Origin of the sequence: Streptomyces sp. NPDC005774, from assembly GCF_042871645.1 — a bacterium.
GTDB classification, from domain to species: Bacteria; Actinomycetota; Actinomycetes; order Streptomycetales; family Streptomycetaceae; genus Streptomyces; species Streptomyces pratens.
Map to the genome: position 1 here is coordinate 144,541 of NZ_JBIAIV010000005.1, position 14,419 is coordinate 158,959.

16 protein-coding genes and 1 pseudogene are annotated in these 14,419 nt (G+C 70.4%); 5 read left to right on the forward strand and 12 right to left on the reverse strand.

Annotated features, from left to right (window positions below; all coding sequences use genetic code 11):
* Positions 1-888: pseudogene (gene dapA / locus ACFYQA_RS07220) on the forward strand (4-hydroxy-tetrahydrodipicolinate synthase); the annotation flags it as partial.
* Positions 889-1,025: 137 nt separating this feature from the next.
* On the opposite strand, the gene ACFYQA_RS07225 reads toward dapA, so the two are convergent.
* Positions 1,026-1,511 (reverse strand): carboxymuconolactone decarboxylase family protein, encoded by a 486-nt coding sequence (locus tag ACFYQA_RS07225; RefSeq protein WP_388912739.1) that lies wholly within the window; start codon positions 1,509-1,511, stop codon positions 1,026-1,028.
* A gap of 137 nt (positions 1,512-1,648) precedes the next feature.
* Between ACFYQA_RS07225 and ACFYQA_RS07230 the strand changes: the two genes are divergently transcribed.
* Complete coding sequence (locus tag ACFYQA_RS07230) at positions 1,649-2,611, forward strand: RNA polymerase sigma-70 factor (protein ID WP_388912742.1); 963 nt, start codon at positions 1,649-1,651, stop codon at positions 2,609-2,611.
* 67 nt (positions 2,612-2,678) lie between these two features.
* Here ACFYQA_RS07230 and dapD read toward each other — a convergent pair whose 3' ends face one another.
* From dapD to ACFYQA_RS07285, 11 genes are all read right to left on the reverse strand, one after another.
* The gene (gene dapD / locus ACFYQA_RS07235) at positions 2,679-3,668 is read right to left on the reverse strand and encodes a 2,3,4,5-tetrahydropyridine-2,6-dicarboxylate N-succinyltransferase (RefSeq protein ID WP_388912745.1); all 990 of its coding nucleotides are present in this window, start codon (positions 3,666-3,668) and stop codon (positions 2,679-2,681) included.
* Positions 3,669-3,765: 97 nt separating this feature from the next.
* On the reverse strand, positions 3,766-4,332 hold the full coding sequence (locus tag ACFYQA_RS07240) for a TetR/AcrR family transcriptional regulator (protein ID WP_388912748.1): 567 nt from the start codon (positions 4,330-4,332) through the stop codon (positions 3,766-3,768).
* Positions 4,332-4,652, reverse strand: coding sequence for a DMT family transporter (locus ACFYQA_RS07245; RefSeq protein WP_388912751.1), 321 nt, complete (start codon positions 4,650-4,652; stop codon positions 4,332-4,334). Before ACFYQA_RS07245 ends, ACFYQA_RS07240 begins: the two co-directional genes overlap by 1 nt.
* A gap of 142 nt (positions 4,653-4,794) precedes the next feature.
* Positions 4,795-5,127: a metal-sulfur cluster assembly factor gene (locus ACFYQA_RS07250; protein ID WP_332426576.1), complete on the reverse strand. Its 333-nt coding sequence runs from the start codon at positions 5,125-5,127 to the stop codon at positions 4,795-4,797.
* Complete coding sequence (gene sufU / locus ACFYQA_RS07255) at positions 5,124-5,588, reverse strand: Fe-S cluster assembly sulfur transfer protein SufU (RefSeq protein ID WP_388912755.1); 465 nt, start codon at positions 5,586-5,588, stop codon at positions 5,124-5,126. The genes ACFYQA_RS07250 and sufU overlap by 4 nt, the downstream gene beginning before the upstream one ends.
* A gap of 14 nt (positions 5,589-5,602) precedes the next feature.
* Complete coding sequence (locus ACFYQA_RS07260) at positions 5,603-6,874, reverse strand: cysteine desulfurase (RefSeq protein WP_388912757.1); 1,272 nt, start codon at positions 6,872-6,874, stop codon at positions 5,603-5,605.
* Positions 6,871-7,635, reverse strand: coding sequence for a Fe-S cluster assembly ATPase SufC (gene sufC, locus ACFYQA_RS07265; RefSeq protein ID WP_359743493.1), 765 nt, complete (start codon positions 7,633-7,635; stop codon positions 6,871-6,873). Before sufC ends, ACFYQA_RS07260 begins: the two co-directional genes overlap by 4 nt.
* Before the next feature lie 7 nt (positions 7,636-7,642).
* On the reverse strand, positions 7,643-7,960 hold the full coding sequence (locus ACFYQA_RS07270) for a non-heme iron oxygenase ferredoxin subunit (RefSeq protein ID WP_055572483.1): 318 nt from the start codon (positions 7,958-7,960) through the stop codon (positions 7,643-7,645).
* Positions 7,957-9,177, reverse strand: coding sequence for a Fe-S cluster assembly protein SufD (sufD, locus tag ACFYQA_RS07275; protein ID WP_388912760.1), 1,221 nt, complete (start codon positions 9,175-9,177; stop codon positions 7,957-7,959). The genes ACFYQA_RS07270 and sufD overlap by 4 nt, the downstream gene beginning before the upstream one ends.
* Before the next feature lie 89 nt (positions 9,178-9,266).
* Positions 9,267-10,688, reverse strand: a complete 1,422-nt coding sequence (sufB, locus tag ACFYQA_RS07280) for a Fe-S cluster assembly protein SufB (RefSeq protein WP_332426582.1) — start codon at positions 10,686-10,688, stop codon at positions 9,267-9,269.
* Positions 10,685-11,536: a helix-turn-helix transcriptional regulator gene (locus tag ACFYQA_RS07285; protein ID WP_388912764.1), complete on the reverse strand. Its 852-nt coding sequence runs from the start codon at positions 11,534-11,536 to the stop codon at positions 10,685-10,687. The genes sufB and ACFYQA_RS07285 overlap by 4 nt, the downstream gene beginning before the upstream one ends.
* Before the next feature lie 159 nt (positions 11,537-11,695).
* Here ACFYQA_RS07285 and ACFYQA_RS07290 point away from each other — a divergent pair, with 159 nt between their 5' ends.
* The 3 genes from ACFYQA_RS07290 (at position 11,696) to ACFYQA_RS07300 (ending at position 14,385) form a co-directional block, all read left to right on the forward strand.
* Complete coding sequence (locus ACFYQA_RS07290) at positions 11,696-12,508, forward strand: aminoglycoside N(3)-acetyltransferase (RefSeq protein WP_388912767.1); 813 nt, start codon at positions 11,696-11,698, stop codon at positions 12,506-12,508.
* 31 nt (positions 12,509-12,539) lie between these two features.
* Positions 12,540-13,463: an ABC transporter ATP-binding protein gene (locus ACFYQA_RS07295; protein WP_388912770.1), complete on the forward strand. Its 924-nt coding sequence runs from the start codon at positions 12,540-12,542 to the stop codon at positions 13,461-13,463.
* A 205-nt stretch (positions 13,464-13,668) separates the two neighbouring features.
* Positions 13,669-14,385, forward strand: coding sequence for an ABC transporter permease (locus ACFYQA_RS07300; RefSeq protein ID WP_388913026.1), 717 nt, complete (start codon positions 13,669-13,671; stop codon positions 14,383-14,385).
* Positions 14,386-14,419 lie beyond the last annotated feature (34 nt).

A 14,419-nucleotide genomic window follows, 5' to 3' on the forward strand; every position in this document is an offset into this window, starting at 1 on the left:
ATGACCTCATCGACGCCCCCCTTCGGCCGCGCCCTGTGCGCCATGGTCACGCCGTTCACTTCCGCCGGAGCCCTGGACCTGGACGGCGCCGCGCGTCTGGCCGACCATTTGGTGGGCCACGGCTGCGACGGCCTGGTGCTGTCCGGTACGACGGGCGAGTCCCCGACCACGACGGACGCCGAGAAGTCCGCCCTCGTCGCGGCGGTGCGGGAGGCGGTGGGCGGCCGCGCCTCGATCGTCGCCGGTGTCGGCACCGCCGACACCGCGCACACCGTCGCACTCGCCCGCGAGGCCGAGAAGGCGGGCGCCGACGGTCTCCTGGTCGCCACCCCGTACTACAGCCGCCCGCCGCAGGACGCCATCGAGGCGTACTTTTGCGAGGTCGCGGACGCCACGGACCTGCCCCTGACCCTGTACGACATCCCGGCCCGCACGGGCACCCGCATCGAACCGGGCACGATGCTGCGGCTCGCCGGGCATCCCCGGATCGTGGCCGTGAAGGACTGCTCGTACGACTTCCTGGCCGCCCAGAAGATCCTCGACCGCACCGATCTCGCCTACTACGCGGGCTGCGACGAGCACATCCTCGCCCTGTACGCCGTCGGCGGCGCCGGGTACGTCAGTACGGTCGCGAACGTGGTCCCGGACCACCTGCGCGCCGTCCTGGACGCCTTCGACGCGGGCGACACGGCCCGCGCGGCCGGTCTCCAGCAGCGGGCCACCGCCCTGATCGAGGCGGTGATGGCGAACGGCCTGCCCGGCACGGTCACGGCCAAGGCCCTCCTCACCTCCCTCGGCCTGCCCGCGGGCCCGGTCCGCCCGCCCCTGAGGCCGGCGGACCGCGACACGACCGAGAGCCTCAGGTCGCTTTACGAGAACCTCACGGCAGGCTTACCGCCACCACGGGTGCAGGACCGCCCCTCGCGGCGCGAAGGACGTCGAGGAACACCTGCGTGGAACAATGCACCCGGCGTGTTCAGGCAAACAGCACGATCAGGTGCGGCGGGCCGAGCGCCACCCTCCACTCAATCGAACGTGTGGGCGAACATGCCCGGCTCGTACGAGCCTCCCTTCTGACGCACGATCACGGCGAACCGGTTGGCCGCGTTGATCAGGGCGACCAGGGCGACCAGCGCCGCGGTCTGGTCGTCGTCGTAGTGCTTGCGGACCCGGTCCCAGGTCTCGTCGGAGACACCGTGGTGGGCGTCGCCGAGCCGGGTGCCCTCCTCGGCAAGGGCCAGGGCGGCCTGCTCGGCCTCGGTGAACACGGTGGACTCGCGCCAGGCGGCGACCAGGTGGAGCCGGACCGCGGTCTCACCGGCGGCCGCGGCCTCCTTGGTGTGCATGTCGATGCAGTGACCGCAGCCGTTGATCTGGCTGGCGCGCAGCGACACCAGCTCCTGCGTGGACCGGGGCAGCGGCGACTGCTGGATCACCAGGCCGGCACCGGCGAACCGCTTGGCGAACTTGAGCGCGATCTCGTTGGCGAACAGATCGAATCGGGCTTCCATGGCTTCGTCCTCACTGGTGGTGTTGCATCGGACGAACACGAGACGCCGGCCGCCGGCTTCGTGTGACGGAACCGCCGTGTGACACAAGCCATGACAGCCGGGTGTCACAGGATCGCGGGGACCGGTGTCCCGTGCGCATGACGCAGTCGGAAGCGAGGGAGCGTCCGGTGAAGAGCGAGCGAAGCGAGCACACGGCCGAATGTCCAGGGGTCGACGCGGTGACGGATCCCGCCACCGAGGCGTTCGTCGGCCACCGCAATCTCCTGTTCACGGTCGCCTACGAGATGCTGGGCTCGGCCGTCGACGCGGAGGACGTGCTGCAGGAGACCTGGCTGCGGTGGTCGGGGGTCGACCTCGGCACGGTACGGGACCGGCGGGCGTACCTGGTCCGGATCACCACGCGCCAGGCGCTGAACCGGCTGCGTACGCTCGGCCGCCGCAAGGAGTCCTACGTGGGCTCCTGGCTGCCCGCACCGCTGCTCACCACGCCCGACGTGGCCGAGGACGTCGAGCTGGCCGACAGCGTCTCGACGGCGATGATGCTGGTGCTGGAGACGCTCACGCCGACGGAGCGGGCGGTGTTCGTGCTGCGCGAGGTGTTCGCCCTGGAGTACGACGAGATCGCGGAGGCCGTCGACCGGAAACCGGCCGCGGTCCGCCAGATCGCACACCGCGCACGGGGCCATGTGGCGGCGCGCCGGCCGCGCGGACACGTGTCGTCGGCGGACTCCCGAAAGGCGCTCGACGCGTTCCGCCGGGCGGTCGAGACGGGGGACCTGCAGAACCTGCTCGACATCCTCGCGCCGGATGTCGTCCTGCTGGGCGACGGCGGCGGAGTCAAACAGGCCGTGCTGCGGCCCATCCTCGGGGCCGACAAGGTGGCCCGCCTGCTGGCCGCGGGCCTGGGCAGGATTCCCGCCGGTTCGTCGTTCCTGCCGGCCCAGGTCAACGGCCGCCCGGCACTGCTCCTCCGGGTCGACGGCGAGCTCGACACCGTCCTGACGGTCCGCGTCGAGGGCGGCCTCGTCACCGGCCTCTACGCCGTACGCAACCCGGAGAAGCTGTCCCACATGAGCCGGGAAACAGCCCTGATCCGCTGAGGCGGGACCCCCGCGCCGGCTACCGCGCCCGGGGCGGTGACCGCACCCGGGCGCACGGGACGACCCGTCAGTTGTGCCTGTGCAGCACGTCGTTCAGGCCGCCCCAGACCGCGTTGTTCGGGCGGGCCTCGACCGCGCCGCTGATCGAGTTGCGGCGGAAGAGGATGTGGGAGGCGCCGGACAGCGCGCGGGCCTTGACGACCTCGCCGTCGGGCATGGTCACGCGGGTGCCGGCGGTGACGTAGAGGCCGGCCTCGACGACGCACTCGTCGCCGAGCGGGATGCCGACGCCCGCCTCGGCGCCGATCAGGCAGCGCTCGCCGATGGAGATGATCACGCTGCCACCGCCGGAGAGCGTGCCCATGGTGGACGCGCCGCCGCCGATGTCCGAGCCGTCGCCGACGACGACGCCCGCGGAGATGCGGCCCTCGACCATGGAGGTGCCCAGGGTGCCCGCGTTGAAGTTGACGAAGCCCGCGTGCATGACCGTGGTGCCCGCGGCGAGGTGGGCGCCCAGGCGGACCCGGTCCGCGTCGGCGATGCGGACGCCCTTGGGGACGACGTAGTCCGTCATGCGGGGGAACTTGTCGACGGACGTGACGGCCAGGTGCAGGCCCTCGGCGCGGGCGTTGAGCCGCGCCTTCTCGACGTCGTCGACGGCGACGGGGCCGAGCGAGGTCCAGGCGACGTTCGCGAGGAAGCCGAACATGCCCTCCAGGTTCTGGCCGTGCGGCTTGACCAGACGGTGCGAGAGCAGGTGGAGACGGAGGTAGACGTCGTGCGCGTCGGTCGGCTTCTCGTCGAGCGAGGAGATGACCGTACGGACCGCGACCACTTCGACGCCACGGCGCGTGTCCGGTCCGATCGCCGCGGTCGCGCCGGCGCCGAGGAGTTCGGCGGCCTGCTCGGCGGAGAGCCGCTCGGTGCCGGACGGGCCGGGCGCGTCGGAGAGTTCGGGGGCGGGGAACCAGGTGTCGAGGACGGTTCCGTCGGCGGTGAGGGTGGCGAGGCCGGCGGCCACTGCGCCGGTGGTGCTCTGAGCAGTCGAGTCGGTCATGAGGGAAACCTAACCGGCTCCGGCCCGTCGATGCGAACCGGTACCGCGCCGTCTCAGGTGCCGGGCGGGCCGTCCCGGAAGCGGAGACGGGCCCAGGTCAAAGCGGTGCGCCGACGCTCTCTCCGTCCCGGGGCAGGATCCGCCCCAGCATCTCCCGCGCGTACTCCTCGTCGTACGGCGTGCCGGTCAGCAGTGCCTGGAGGCAGATGCCGTCCATCAGCGCGACCAGGGCGCGGGCGGTGACCGGGTCGGTGCGGCGGGACAGCAGTTCGGCGACGTCCTCGCACCACTCGGCCGCGACGGGGCGCAGGGCGGGCCGGCGCAGGGCGGCCAGGTACAGCTCGTACTCCAGCTCGACGCCGGTGCGCTCGCCCGCGAGCCACTCGCCGAGCAGTCCGGCGAGTTCGGTCGCCAGGTCGGTGCGCGGGTCCTCCAGGCCGCCGTGCGAGGCGACGGCCTTGGCGAACCCCTCGTTCGTCTGGCGCAGCGCGGCGACCAGCAGCTCGTCGAGGGTCTTGAAGTGGTACGTCGTGGAGCCGAGCGGTACATCGGCCTCGGCGGCGACGCTGCGGTGGCTGAGTCCCGCGATGCCGCTCCTGCCGACGACGCGGATCGCGGCTTCGATGATCCGCCGGCGCCGCTCGGGGTCGTACCGGCGGGCCATCAGTGCGCGCCGCCGAGGTTGAGCACGACCACGCCCACGATGATCAGCGCGATGCCGGTGGCCTTGGCCGCGGTGAGCCCCTCCCCCATGAACAGGATGCCGATCGCGGCGATGGCGGCGGTGCCCACCCCGGCCCAGATGGCGTACGCGGTGCCGATGGAGAGGGTGCGCAGCGTCTGGGCGAGCAGGCTGAAGGAGACCACGTAGCCCAGCAGGGTCAGCAGCGAGGGCCAGAGCTTGCTGAAGCCCTCGCTGTACTTCATGGCGGTGGTGGCGCCCACCTCCGCGGCGATCGCCCCGGCGAGCAGAAGGTATCCCATGCGTACGAGCGTACACAACGATGCGTACGGTTGTACGCAACGAACGACTCGTCCGACCGGACACGACGATGGCCCCCGGTTCCCGCGAATCCAGTGGATTCGCGGGAACCGGGGGCCATTCCGCGCCCGTACGGCCGGCGTCTCAGACGTTGAAGCCGAGTGCCCTCAGCTGGTCGCGGCCGTCGTCGGTGATCTTGTCGGGGCCCCACGGCGGCATCCACACCCAGTTGATGCGCAGCTCGCTGACCAGGCCGTCCGTGGCGGACTTGGCCTGGTCCTCGATGACGTCGGTCAGCGGACAGGCCGCGGACGTCAGGGTCATGTCGATGGTCGCCACGTTGGTGTCGTCGACGTGGACGCCGTAGATCAGGCCGAGGTTGACGACGTCGATGCCCAGTTCGGGGTCGACGACGTCCAGCAGGGCCTCACGGACTTCTTCCTCCGAGGCCGGCTTCATCTCCACGGTCTCGCTCATGCCGTTGTCCTTTCGGCGTCGGGGCCCAGGGCCTGGGCTGTCGCGTCCTTCCACGCCATCCAACTGAGGAGGGCGCACTTGACGCGGGCGGGGTACTTGGACACCCCGGCGAACGCGACCGCGTCCTCCAGAGTCTCCTCCATCGCGTCGTCCGGCTCGACCTTGCCCTTGGACTGCATGAGCTCCAGGAAGGTCTCCTGGATCCGCTGCGCCGTGGCGAGGTCCTTGCCGACCAGCAGGTCGTTCAGCACGGAGGCCGAGGCCTGGCTGATGGAGCAGCCCTGCCCCTCGTACGAGACGTCACTGATCGTCGTACCGTCGTACTTCACCCGCAGTGTGATCTCGTCGCCGCACGTCGGGTTGACGTGGTGCACCTCGGCATCGCCGTCCCGCAAGCCCCGCCCGTGCGGGTTCTTGTAGTGGTCCAGGATGACTTCCTGGTACATCGAATCAAGCTTCACGCGCAGCCAGCCCCTCAGCCGAAGAAGTTCCGTACGTGCTCCAGTCCGTCGACCAGAGCATCGATCTCGGCCGGGGTGGAGTACAGATAGAACGACGCTCGCGTGGTCGCGGGAATTCCGTACCGCAGGCAGACCGGCCGCGCGCAGTGGTGGCCGACCCGGACCGCGATGCCCTGTTCGTCGAGGACCTGGCCCACGTCGTGCGGGTGGATGTCGCCCAGCGCGAACGAGATCGCGGCGCCGCGGTCCTCGGCCGTGTCGGGGCCGATGATGCGCAGGTCCGGAATCTCGGTCAGCCGCTTGACCGCGTACTCGGTGAGCGCGTGCTCATGGGCGAGGATCCTGTCCATGCCGATCGCGCTCAGGTAGTCGATCGCGGCACCGAGACCGACCGCCTGCGCGATCGGCGGGGTGCCCGCCTCGAACTTGTGCGGTGCGGGGGCGTAGGTCGACGAGTGCATCGACACGGTCTCGATCATCTCGCCGCCGCCGAGGAACGGCGGCAGGTCCTCGAGCAGCTCCTGGCGGCCCCACAGGACGCCGATGCCGGTCGGGGCGCACATCTTGTGGCCGGTGAAGGCCACGAAGTCGGCCTGGAGGGCCTGCACGTCCACCGGCATGTGCGGGGCGGCCTGGGAGGCGTCGATGCACACCAGCGCGCCGACCTCCTGGGCACGGCGCACGATCGCCTCGACCGGGTTGATGGTGCCCAGGATGTTGGAGACCAGCACGAAGGAGACGATCTTCGTCTTCTCGGTGATGACCTCGTCGATGTTGGACAGGTCGAGGCGGCCGTCGTCGGTGAGGCCGAACCACTTCAGCTTCGCGCCGGTGCGCTGCGCGAGCAGCTGCCACGGCACGATGTTGGAGTGGTGCTCCATCTCCGTGATGACGATCTCGGTCTCGTGGTCCACCCGGTAGGGCTCGTCGGCCCAGCCCAGCATGTTCGCCACGAGGTTGAGCGACTCCGAGGCGTTCTTGGTGAAGATCACCTCGTTGCGGGAGGGCGCGTTGATGAACTCCGCGACCTTGTCGCGCGCGCCCTCGTACAGTGCCGTGGCCTCCTCGGCGAGCACATGCACACCGCGGTGGACGTTGGCGTTGTAGCGCTCGTAGTACTCACTGAGTGCGTCCAGTACCTGGCGCGGCTTCTGGCTGGTCGCCGCGTTGTCCAGGTAGACGAGCTTGCGGCCGTCGTGGACCTCGCGGTCCAGGATGGGGAAGTCGCCTCGGATGGCCTCGTCAAGGAGCCTGGGCTCGGTGAGGAGGCCCGGCAGCTGTGTCACGCGGATGCTCCACCCTTCGCGTATGCCTCGTAGCCCTCGTTCTCCAGCTTGTCCGCGAGCTCGGCGCCGCCGGACTCGGCGATCCGCCCGTCGGCGAACACGTGGACGTAATCGGGCTTGATGTAGCGCAGGATGCGCGTGTAGTGCGTGATCAGCAGGGTGCCGACCTCGCCGGACTCGCGGACGCGGTTGACGCCCTCGGAGACGACGCGCAGCGCGTCGACGTCCAGGCCGGAGTCGGTCTCGTCGAGGATCGCGACCTTCGGCTTGAGCAGCTCCAGCTGGAGGATCTCGTGGCGCTTCTTCTCACCGCCGGAGAAACCCTCGTTGACATTGCGCTCGGCGAAGGCGGGGTCCATGTGGAGGCGCTCCATGGTCTCCTTGACCTCCTTCACCCAGTGGCGCAGCTTGGGGGCCTCACCGCGGATGGCGGTGGCGGAGGTGCGCAGGAAGTTGGAGACGGAGACGCCGGGGACCTCGACCGGGTACTGCATGGCGAGGAACAGGCCGGCGCGGGCGCGCTCGTCGACGGACATCTCCAGGACGTCCTCGCCGTCGAGGGTGACGGTGCCGCCGGACACGGTGTACTTGGGGTGACCGGCCAAGGCGTAGGCGAGGGTCGACTTGCCGGAGCCGTTGGGGCCCATGATGGCGTGCGTCTCGCCCTGCTTCACGGTGAGGTCGACGCCCTTGAGGATTTCCTTCGTGGCGTTGTCGGCCTCGACGGTGACGTGCAGGTCTCGGATTTCAAGCGTTGCCATGGGTGCCTCAGGACTCCTGGGTGACGGAGACGAGCACGTCGTCCCCTTCGATCTTTACGGGGTATACGGGAACGGGGCGCGTGGCCGGAAGACTGTCGGGCTTGCCCGAGCGGAGGTCGAAGCGCGAGCCGTGCAGCCAGCACTCGATGTGGCAGTCGTCGACCTCGCCCTCCGAGAGGGAGACGTTCGCGTGCGAACAGATGTCGTTGATCGCGAACACCTCGCCCCCGGTGTGCACGAGGGAGACCGGCGTGCCGTCGAGTTCCACCCGCTTCGGGGTGTCCTCCTCCAGCTCGCTCAGTCCGCAGGCGCGTTGGAAGGTCATGCGACCGCCGCCTCCAGCTCCTCCTCGATCTTGGCGATCAGGCGCTCCTCGATGTCCGGGACGCCGATCTGCTGGACCAGCTCGGCGAAGAAGCCGCGGACCACCAGGCGGCGGGCGTCCTGCTCGGGGATGCCGCGGGCCATCAGGTAGAAGAGCTGCTCGTCGTCGAAGCGGCCGGTCGCGGAGGCGTGGCCGGCGCCGACGATCTCGCCGGTCTCGATCTCCAGGTTGGGCACGGAGTCGACGCGAGCGCCGTCGGTGAGGACGAGGTTGCGGTTCATCTCGTAGGTGTCGGTGCCCTCGGCCTTGGCCTGGATGAGCACGTCACCGATCCACACGGCGTGCGCGGCGTCGCCCTGGAGCGCGCCCTTGTAGACGGCGTTGGACTTGCAGTGCGGAACGTTGTGGTCGACCAGGAGGCGGTGCTCCTGGTGCTGGCCGGCGTCGGTGAAGTACAGGCCGAACAGCTCGGCCTCGCCGCCGGTGCCCGCGTAGGCCACCCGGGGGTGCAGCCGGACCAGGTCGCCGCCGAAGGTGACGACGACCGACTTGAAGGAGGCGTCGCGGCCGACGAGAGCATTGTGCTGGGCGACGTGCACGGCCTTGTCGTCCCAGTCCTGGACGGAGACGACGGTGAGCTTGGCGCCGTCGCCGAGGACGTACTCGACGTTGGCGGCGAGCACCGTGTCACCGGTGTGGTCGATGACGACGACCGCCTCGGCGAAGGCGCCGAGCTCGATCACCTGGTGGCCGTAGGCGGTGCCGCCTTCGCCGTGCACCGCGATGCGGATCGGCTCGGTGAGCACGGTCTCCTTCGGCACGGTCACGACCGAGGCCTGCTCGAAGGCGCTGTACGCCTGGGCGGCGACGCGGTCCACCGGCTTGCCGGCCCGGCCGAGCCGCGCGTCGTCGCGGCCGACGGTCTCGACGCGGACGCCCTCGGGCGCCTCGACGGCGATCTTGACGCCTTCGGCGGTGGCGACGGCGGTGCCGTCGTGCAGGCCGCGCAGGCGCTCCAGCGGGGTGAACCGCCATTCCTCCTCGCGGCCGTGCGGAACCGGGAAGTCCGCCACGTCGAAGGACGGGGGCGCGCTCATACGGGTGGCGACGGTCGACTCGGCGGCCACCGCGATCGAGCCGGCGGTGGTGGAGCCCACCGGTGGGGGTCCCCCCGCCGCAGCGAAGCCGGAGGTGGGGGAATTCTGAGCCTCAGCCATGGCTGTCGTAGTGCTCTCTTTCTGAGTGAGACGTGTGCTGTCCGACGGGGCGGGTCGGGTCGACCGGCCGACGGGGGCGGGGCGGCGGGTCAGCCGACCGCGCCCTCCATCTGCAGCTCGATCAGCCGGTTGAGCTCCAGCGCGTACTCCATCGGCAGTTCCTTGGCGATCGGCTCGACGAAGCCGCGGACGATCATCGCCATCGCCTCGAACTCGGACAGACCGCGGCTCATCAGGTAGAAGAGCTGGTCCTCGGAGACCTTGGAGACGGTCGCCTCGTGGCCCATGGAGACGTCGTCCTCGCGGACGTCGACGTAGGGGTAGGTGTCCGAGCGGGAGATGGTGTCCACGAGCAGCGCGTCGCACAGCACGTTGGACTTGGCGCCGGGGGCGCCCTCACCGATCTCGATCAGACCGCGGTAGGAGGTGCGGCCGCCGCCGCGCGCCACCGACTTGGAGACGATGTTCGACGAGGTGTTCGGGGCCATGTGGACCATCTTGGCGCCGGCGTCCTGGTGCTGGCCCTCGCCGGCGAAGGCGATGGACAGGGTCTCGCCCTTGGCGTGCTCGCCCATGAGGTAGACGGCCGGGTACTTCATCGTCACCTTGGAGCCGATGTTGCCGTCGACCCACTCCATGGTCGCGCCCTCGTAGGCCACGGCGCGCTTGGTGACCAGGTTGTAGACGTTGTTCGACCAGTTCTGGATGGTCGTGTAGCGGCAGCGGCCGCCCTTCTTGACGATGATCTCGACGACGGCGCTGTGCAGCGAGTCCGAGGTGTAGATCGGGGCGGTGCAGCCTTCGACGTAGTGGACGTAGGCGTCCTCGTCGACGATGATCAGCGTCCGCTCGAACTGGCCCATGTTCTCGGTGTTGATCCGGAAGTAGGCCTGGAGCGGGATGTCCACGTGGACGCCCTTGGGGACGTAGATGAACGACCCGCCGGACCACACGGCCGAGTTCAGCGACGCGAACTTGTTGTCGCCGACCGGGATGATGGTGCCGAAGTACTCCTGGAAGAGCTCCGGGTGCTCCTTCAGCGCGGTGTCCGTGTCGAGGAAGATGACGCCCTGCTCCTCCAGGTCCTCGCGGATCTGGTGGTAGACGACCTCGGACTCGTACTGCGCGGCGACACCGGCGACCAGGCGCTGCTTCTCCGCCTCGGGGATGCCGAGCCGGTCATAGGTGTTCTTGATGTCCTCGGGCAGGTCCTCCCAGGAGGCGGCCTGCTTCTCGGTGGAGCGCACGAAGTACTTGATGTTGTCGAAGTCGATGCCCGACAGGTCCGAGCCCCAGTTGGGCATGGGCTTCTTGTCGAACAGGCGCAGGCCCTTGAGCCGCAGCTTCAGCATCCACTCCGGCTCGTTCTTCTTCGCGGAGATGTCGCGGACGACGTCCTCGCTCAGACCGCGCTTGGCCGTGGCGCCTGCCGTGTCGGAGTCGGCCCAGCCGAATTCGTACGTACCCAGACCCTCGAGTTCGGGGTGGGCAGTCTCCGTGGGGAGAGTCATGCGGGGTTCCTCCCGGCCGTGCTGGCGGATGCGATTGCGTTGTGGATGCGGGGCGAAGGCTTCTCGGACTTCGTCCCGGACGTTCTCGGGGGTTTCGAAGGCTCCGGTGGTTTCGGGGGCTTCGGGGGCAGTGGGGCCCCCGCGTCCCTCGAAACCGTCGAGGACTTCGGGATGAAGGTGGTGCAGACACCGTCGCCGTGGGCGATGGTGGCCAGCCGCTGGACATGCGTACCGAGCAGCTCGGCGAAAAATTCCGTCTCCGCCTCGCAGAGTTGCGGAAACCGCTCGGCGGCGTGGGCGACCGGGCAGTGATGCTGGCACAGCTGCTCGCCCTGTTGCGGATGGGGGGCGCTGCGCGCGGTGGCAGCGTACCCGTCCGCGGTGAGCGCCCGGGCCAGGGCGTGGGCGCGCTCCTCGGGGCCCGCCGCTTCCACCGCCTCGCGGTACGAGCCGGCCTGGGCGGCGATCCGGGCGCGGGCGAACGCGGCGATCGCGTCGTCGCCGCCCTCCCGCTCGCCGATCCACTGCAGGGCGTCCACGGCCAGTTCGTCGTACGACTGGTCGAAGGCGTCCCGCCCGCAGTCGGTGAGGGCGAAGACCTTGGCCGGGCGTCCGCGCGTGCGTGCGCCGTAGACCCGCCGTTCGCGTGCCTCCACGATTCCGTCGACGGCCAGGACGTCGAGGTGCCGGCGGACGGCCGCCTGGGTCAGTCCGAGCCGCTGGGCGAGTTCGGAGACGGTCGACGGGCCGTGGTCCAGGACGGAGCGCACGACCCGGTTGCGGGTGGACCGCTCACCGGTCGCAAGTTCCTCCTGGGGAGGCTCTGTCGATCGCGCACCGTTTTTCACAACACCATTGTTGCGTAATTCATCCGACCCGGGCAAGCCGCGCAGATCCACCCCGGGGTGCGCTGCATCACTTAGGTGAACCTAATATGACCTGCGGAAACGATCCTTGATCGATCAAGTCGGTGGCGCCCCCGGACCACTTCCGGGACACTCCCGGGCATGCCCGCACCCCCGCCGACCGGCCCTCTTGTCACCCGGGACACCCTCGCCGCCGGTCTCGCCGAGCTCGGCGTACAGCCCGGCGAGACCCTCCTCGTGCACTCCTCGCTCAGTTCCCTGGGCTGGGTCAACGGCGGCCCGGTCACGGTCGTCGGCGCACTGCTCGACGTGCTGGGCCCGGACGGCACCCTGGTCGTCCCGGCCCAGTCCGGCGACCTCTCCGACCCGGCGCTGTGGAGCGATCCGCCGGTGCCGGAGGCCTGGTGGAAGACCGTCCGGGTCACCATGCCCGGCTACGACCCGGCGACCACTCCCACCCGCGGGGTGGGCATCGTCCCGGAGACGGTACGGACCTGGCCCGGCGCCCGGCGCAGCGCCCATCCGCAGACCTCGTTCGCCGCGCTCGGACGGCACGCGGCGGAGGTCGTCGCGGTGCACGCGCAGGACTGCCGGCTGGGCGAGCACAGCCCGCTGGCAGCGCTGGAACGGCTGGACGCCCGGGTGCTGCTGCTCGGCACCGGGTACGACACCTGCACCTGCTTCCACCTCGCCGAGTACCGGATACCGTCCCCGCTCGTCGCCGTGGGCCGCCCCAGCCCGGCGGGCTGGGAGACGTTGCCCGAGGTGTCGATCACCTCCGAGCGCTTCGACGAACTGGGCCACGACTTCGAACGGGACCGCCCCGTCGTCCGCGGCAGGGTCGGGGCGGCCGAGGCGCGGCTGTTCCCGCTGCCGGATGCGGTGGCCTACGCGCAGAAGTGGCTGGAACTGCACCGGCCCCGTACGGAGGAGTTCCCGAACCCGCCGGTCTGAGGTCCCCGGCGCCTACCTAGACTCGTGACCCATGCGAAGCGAGCCCGTGGTCCAGGTGCAGGCCCTGGTGAAGCGGTACGGCACGAAGACCGCGGTGGACGGCCTCGACCTGGTGGCACGGCAGGGCGTGACGGCCGTGCTCGGACCCAACGGGGCGGGCAAGACGACCACGGTGGAGACCTGCGAGGGATACCGGCGCCCGGACTCCGGCACGGTGCGCGTCCTGGGCCTGGACCCGGTGCGGCAGTCGGCCATGCTCAGACCCCGCGTCGGCGTGATGCTCCAGTCCGGCGGCGTCTACTCGGGCGCGCGGGCCGACGAGATGCTCCGGCACACGGCCAAGCTGCACGCGCACCCCCTGGACGTGGACGCGCTGATCGAGCGCCTCGGCCTCGGTTCCTGCGGCCGTACGACGTACCGGCGGCTCTCCGGCGGCCAGCAGCAGCGGCTCGCGCTGGCGATGGCCGTGGTCGGGCGCCCGGAACTGGTCTTCCTGGACGAGCCGACCGCCGGACTCGACCCGCAGGCCCGCCGCGCCACCTGGGACCTCGTACGGGATCTGCGCGCCGACGGGGTCTCCGTCATCCTCACCACGCACCACATGGACGAGGCCGAACAGCTCGCCGACGACGTCGCGATCATCGACGCCGGCCGGGTGGTGGCCCAGGGCAGCCCCGAGGAGCTGTGCCGGGGCGGTGCCGAGAACACCCTGCGCTTCTCGGGCCGGCCGGGGCTGGACGTGGTCTCCCTGCTCAAGGCGCTGCCGTCCGATTCCCAGGCCGACGAACTGGCCCCGGGCTCATACCGGGTGGTCGGCGAGGTGGACCCGCAACTGCTCGCCACGGTCACGTCCTGGTGCGCGCAGCACGGCGTCCTGCCGGACCGGATCTCGGTCGAACGGCACACCCTGGAGGACGTCTTTTTGGAACTGACGGGCAAGGAGCTGCGCTCATGATCCGGGTCCGCACGGAGACCGGCCGGGGGCCCGGGGGTCGCCCCCCGGGAAGACACAGCCTCGAACTGACCGGCAAGGAGCTGCGTTCATGAATCCGGTGAATCCGGCATCCACCGTGACCGGCGAGACCGGCGAGACCCGCGTGACCGGCGAGACCGGCACAGGCGCCTACGCGCCGAAGCCGGGGGCGGCGCCGCTCCCCCGCATGATCGCGGCGCAGGCGGCGCTCGAGACGAAGATGTTGCTGCGCAACGGGGAGCAGCTGCTGCTCACCGTGGTCATCCCCACGCTGCTGCTGGTGCTGTTCAGCACCGTGGACATCGTGGACACCGGCGAGGGCGAGGCCGTGGACTTCCTCGCCCCCGGTGTCCTCGCGCTGGCGGTGATGTCGACGGCGTTCACGGGGCAGGCCATCGCCACCGGTTTCGAGCGCCGGTACGGGGTGCTGAAGCGGCTGGCCTCGTCGCCGCTGCCGCGCTGGGCGCTGATGACCGCGAAGACGCTGTCGGTGCTGGTCACCGAGGTGCTCCAGATCGTTCTGCTGACGGTGATCGCGTTCGCGCTGGGCTGGTCGCCGCAGGGCAACCCGTTGGTGGTGCTCCTGCTGCTGGTGCTGGGCACGGCCGCCTTCTCGGGGCTCGGCCTGCTGATGGCGGGCACACTTAAGGCCGAGGCGACGCTCGCCGCCGCCAACCTGGTGTTCCTGCTGCTGCTCGTCGGCGGCGGGGTCGTCGTGCCGCTGGACAACTTCCCGGACGCCGCGCAGAACGTCCTCGGGCTGCTGCCCGTCTCGGCGCTCTCGGAGGGCCTGCGGGACGTGCTCCAGGACGGGGCGGGGCTGCCGTGGAGCCAGGTCGCGATCCTCGCCGTGTGGGCGGTCGCGGGGCTGGCGGCGGCCGGCAGGTTCTTCCGCTGGGAATGAGCGGGCGGCGGAAACGGGACGGAACCGCCACAGG

Coding starts and splice junctions, on each gene's coding strand:
- ACFYQA_RS07225 (WP_388912739.1), bottom strand. CDS start 1,511: ATGGAAGCCCGATTCGATCTGTTCGCCAACGAGATCGCGCTCAAGTTC.
- ACFYQA_RS07230 (WP_388912742.1), top strand. CDS start 1,649: ATGACGCAGTCGGAAGCGAGGGAGCGTCCGGTGAAGAGCGAGCGAAGC.
- dapD (WP_388912745.1), bottom strand. CDS start 3,668: ATGACCGACTCGACTGCTCAGAGCACCACCGGCGCAGTGGCCGCCGGC.
- ACFYQA_RS07240 (WP_388912748.1), bottom strand. CDS start 4,332: ATGGCCCGCCGGTACGACCCCGAGCGGCGCCGGCGGATCATCGAAGCC.
- ACFYQA_RS07245 (WP_388912751.1), bottom strand. CDS start 4,652: ATGGGATACCTTCTGCTCGCCGGGGCGATCGCCGCGGAGGTGGGCGCC.
- ACFYQA_RS07250 (WP_332426576.1), bottom strand. CDS start 5,127: ATGAGCGAGACCGTGGAGATGAAGCCGGCCTCGGAGGAAGAAGTCCGT.
- sufC (WP_359743493.1), bottom strand. CDS start 7,635: ATGGCAACGCTTGAAATCCGAGACCTGCACGTCACCGTCGAGGCCGAC.
- ACFYQA_RS07270 (WP_055572483.1), bottom strand. CDS start 7,960: ATGACCTTCCAACGCGCCTGCGGACTGAGCGAGCTGGAGGAGGACACC.
- sufD (WP_388912760.1), bottom strand. CDS start 9,177: ATGGCTGAGGCTCAGAATTCCCCCACCTCCGGCTTCGCTGCGGCGGGG.
- sufB (WP_332426582.1), bottom strand. CDS start 10,688: ATGACTCTCCCCACGGAGACTGCCCACCCCGAACTCGAGGGTCTGGGT.
- ACFYQA_RS07290 (WP_388912767.1), top strand. CDS start 11,696: ATGCCCGCACCCCCGCCGACCGGCCCTCTTGTCACCCGGGACACCCTC.
- ACFYQA_RS07295 (WP_388912770.1), top strand. CDS start 12,540: ATGCGAAGCGAGCCCGTGGTCCAGGTGCAGGCCCTGGTGAAGCGGTAC.
- ACFYQA_RS07300 (WP_388913026.1), top strand. CDS start 13,669: ATGATCGCGGCGCAGGCGGCGCTCGAGACGAAGATGTTGCTGCGCAAC.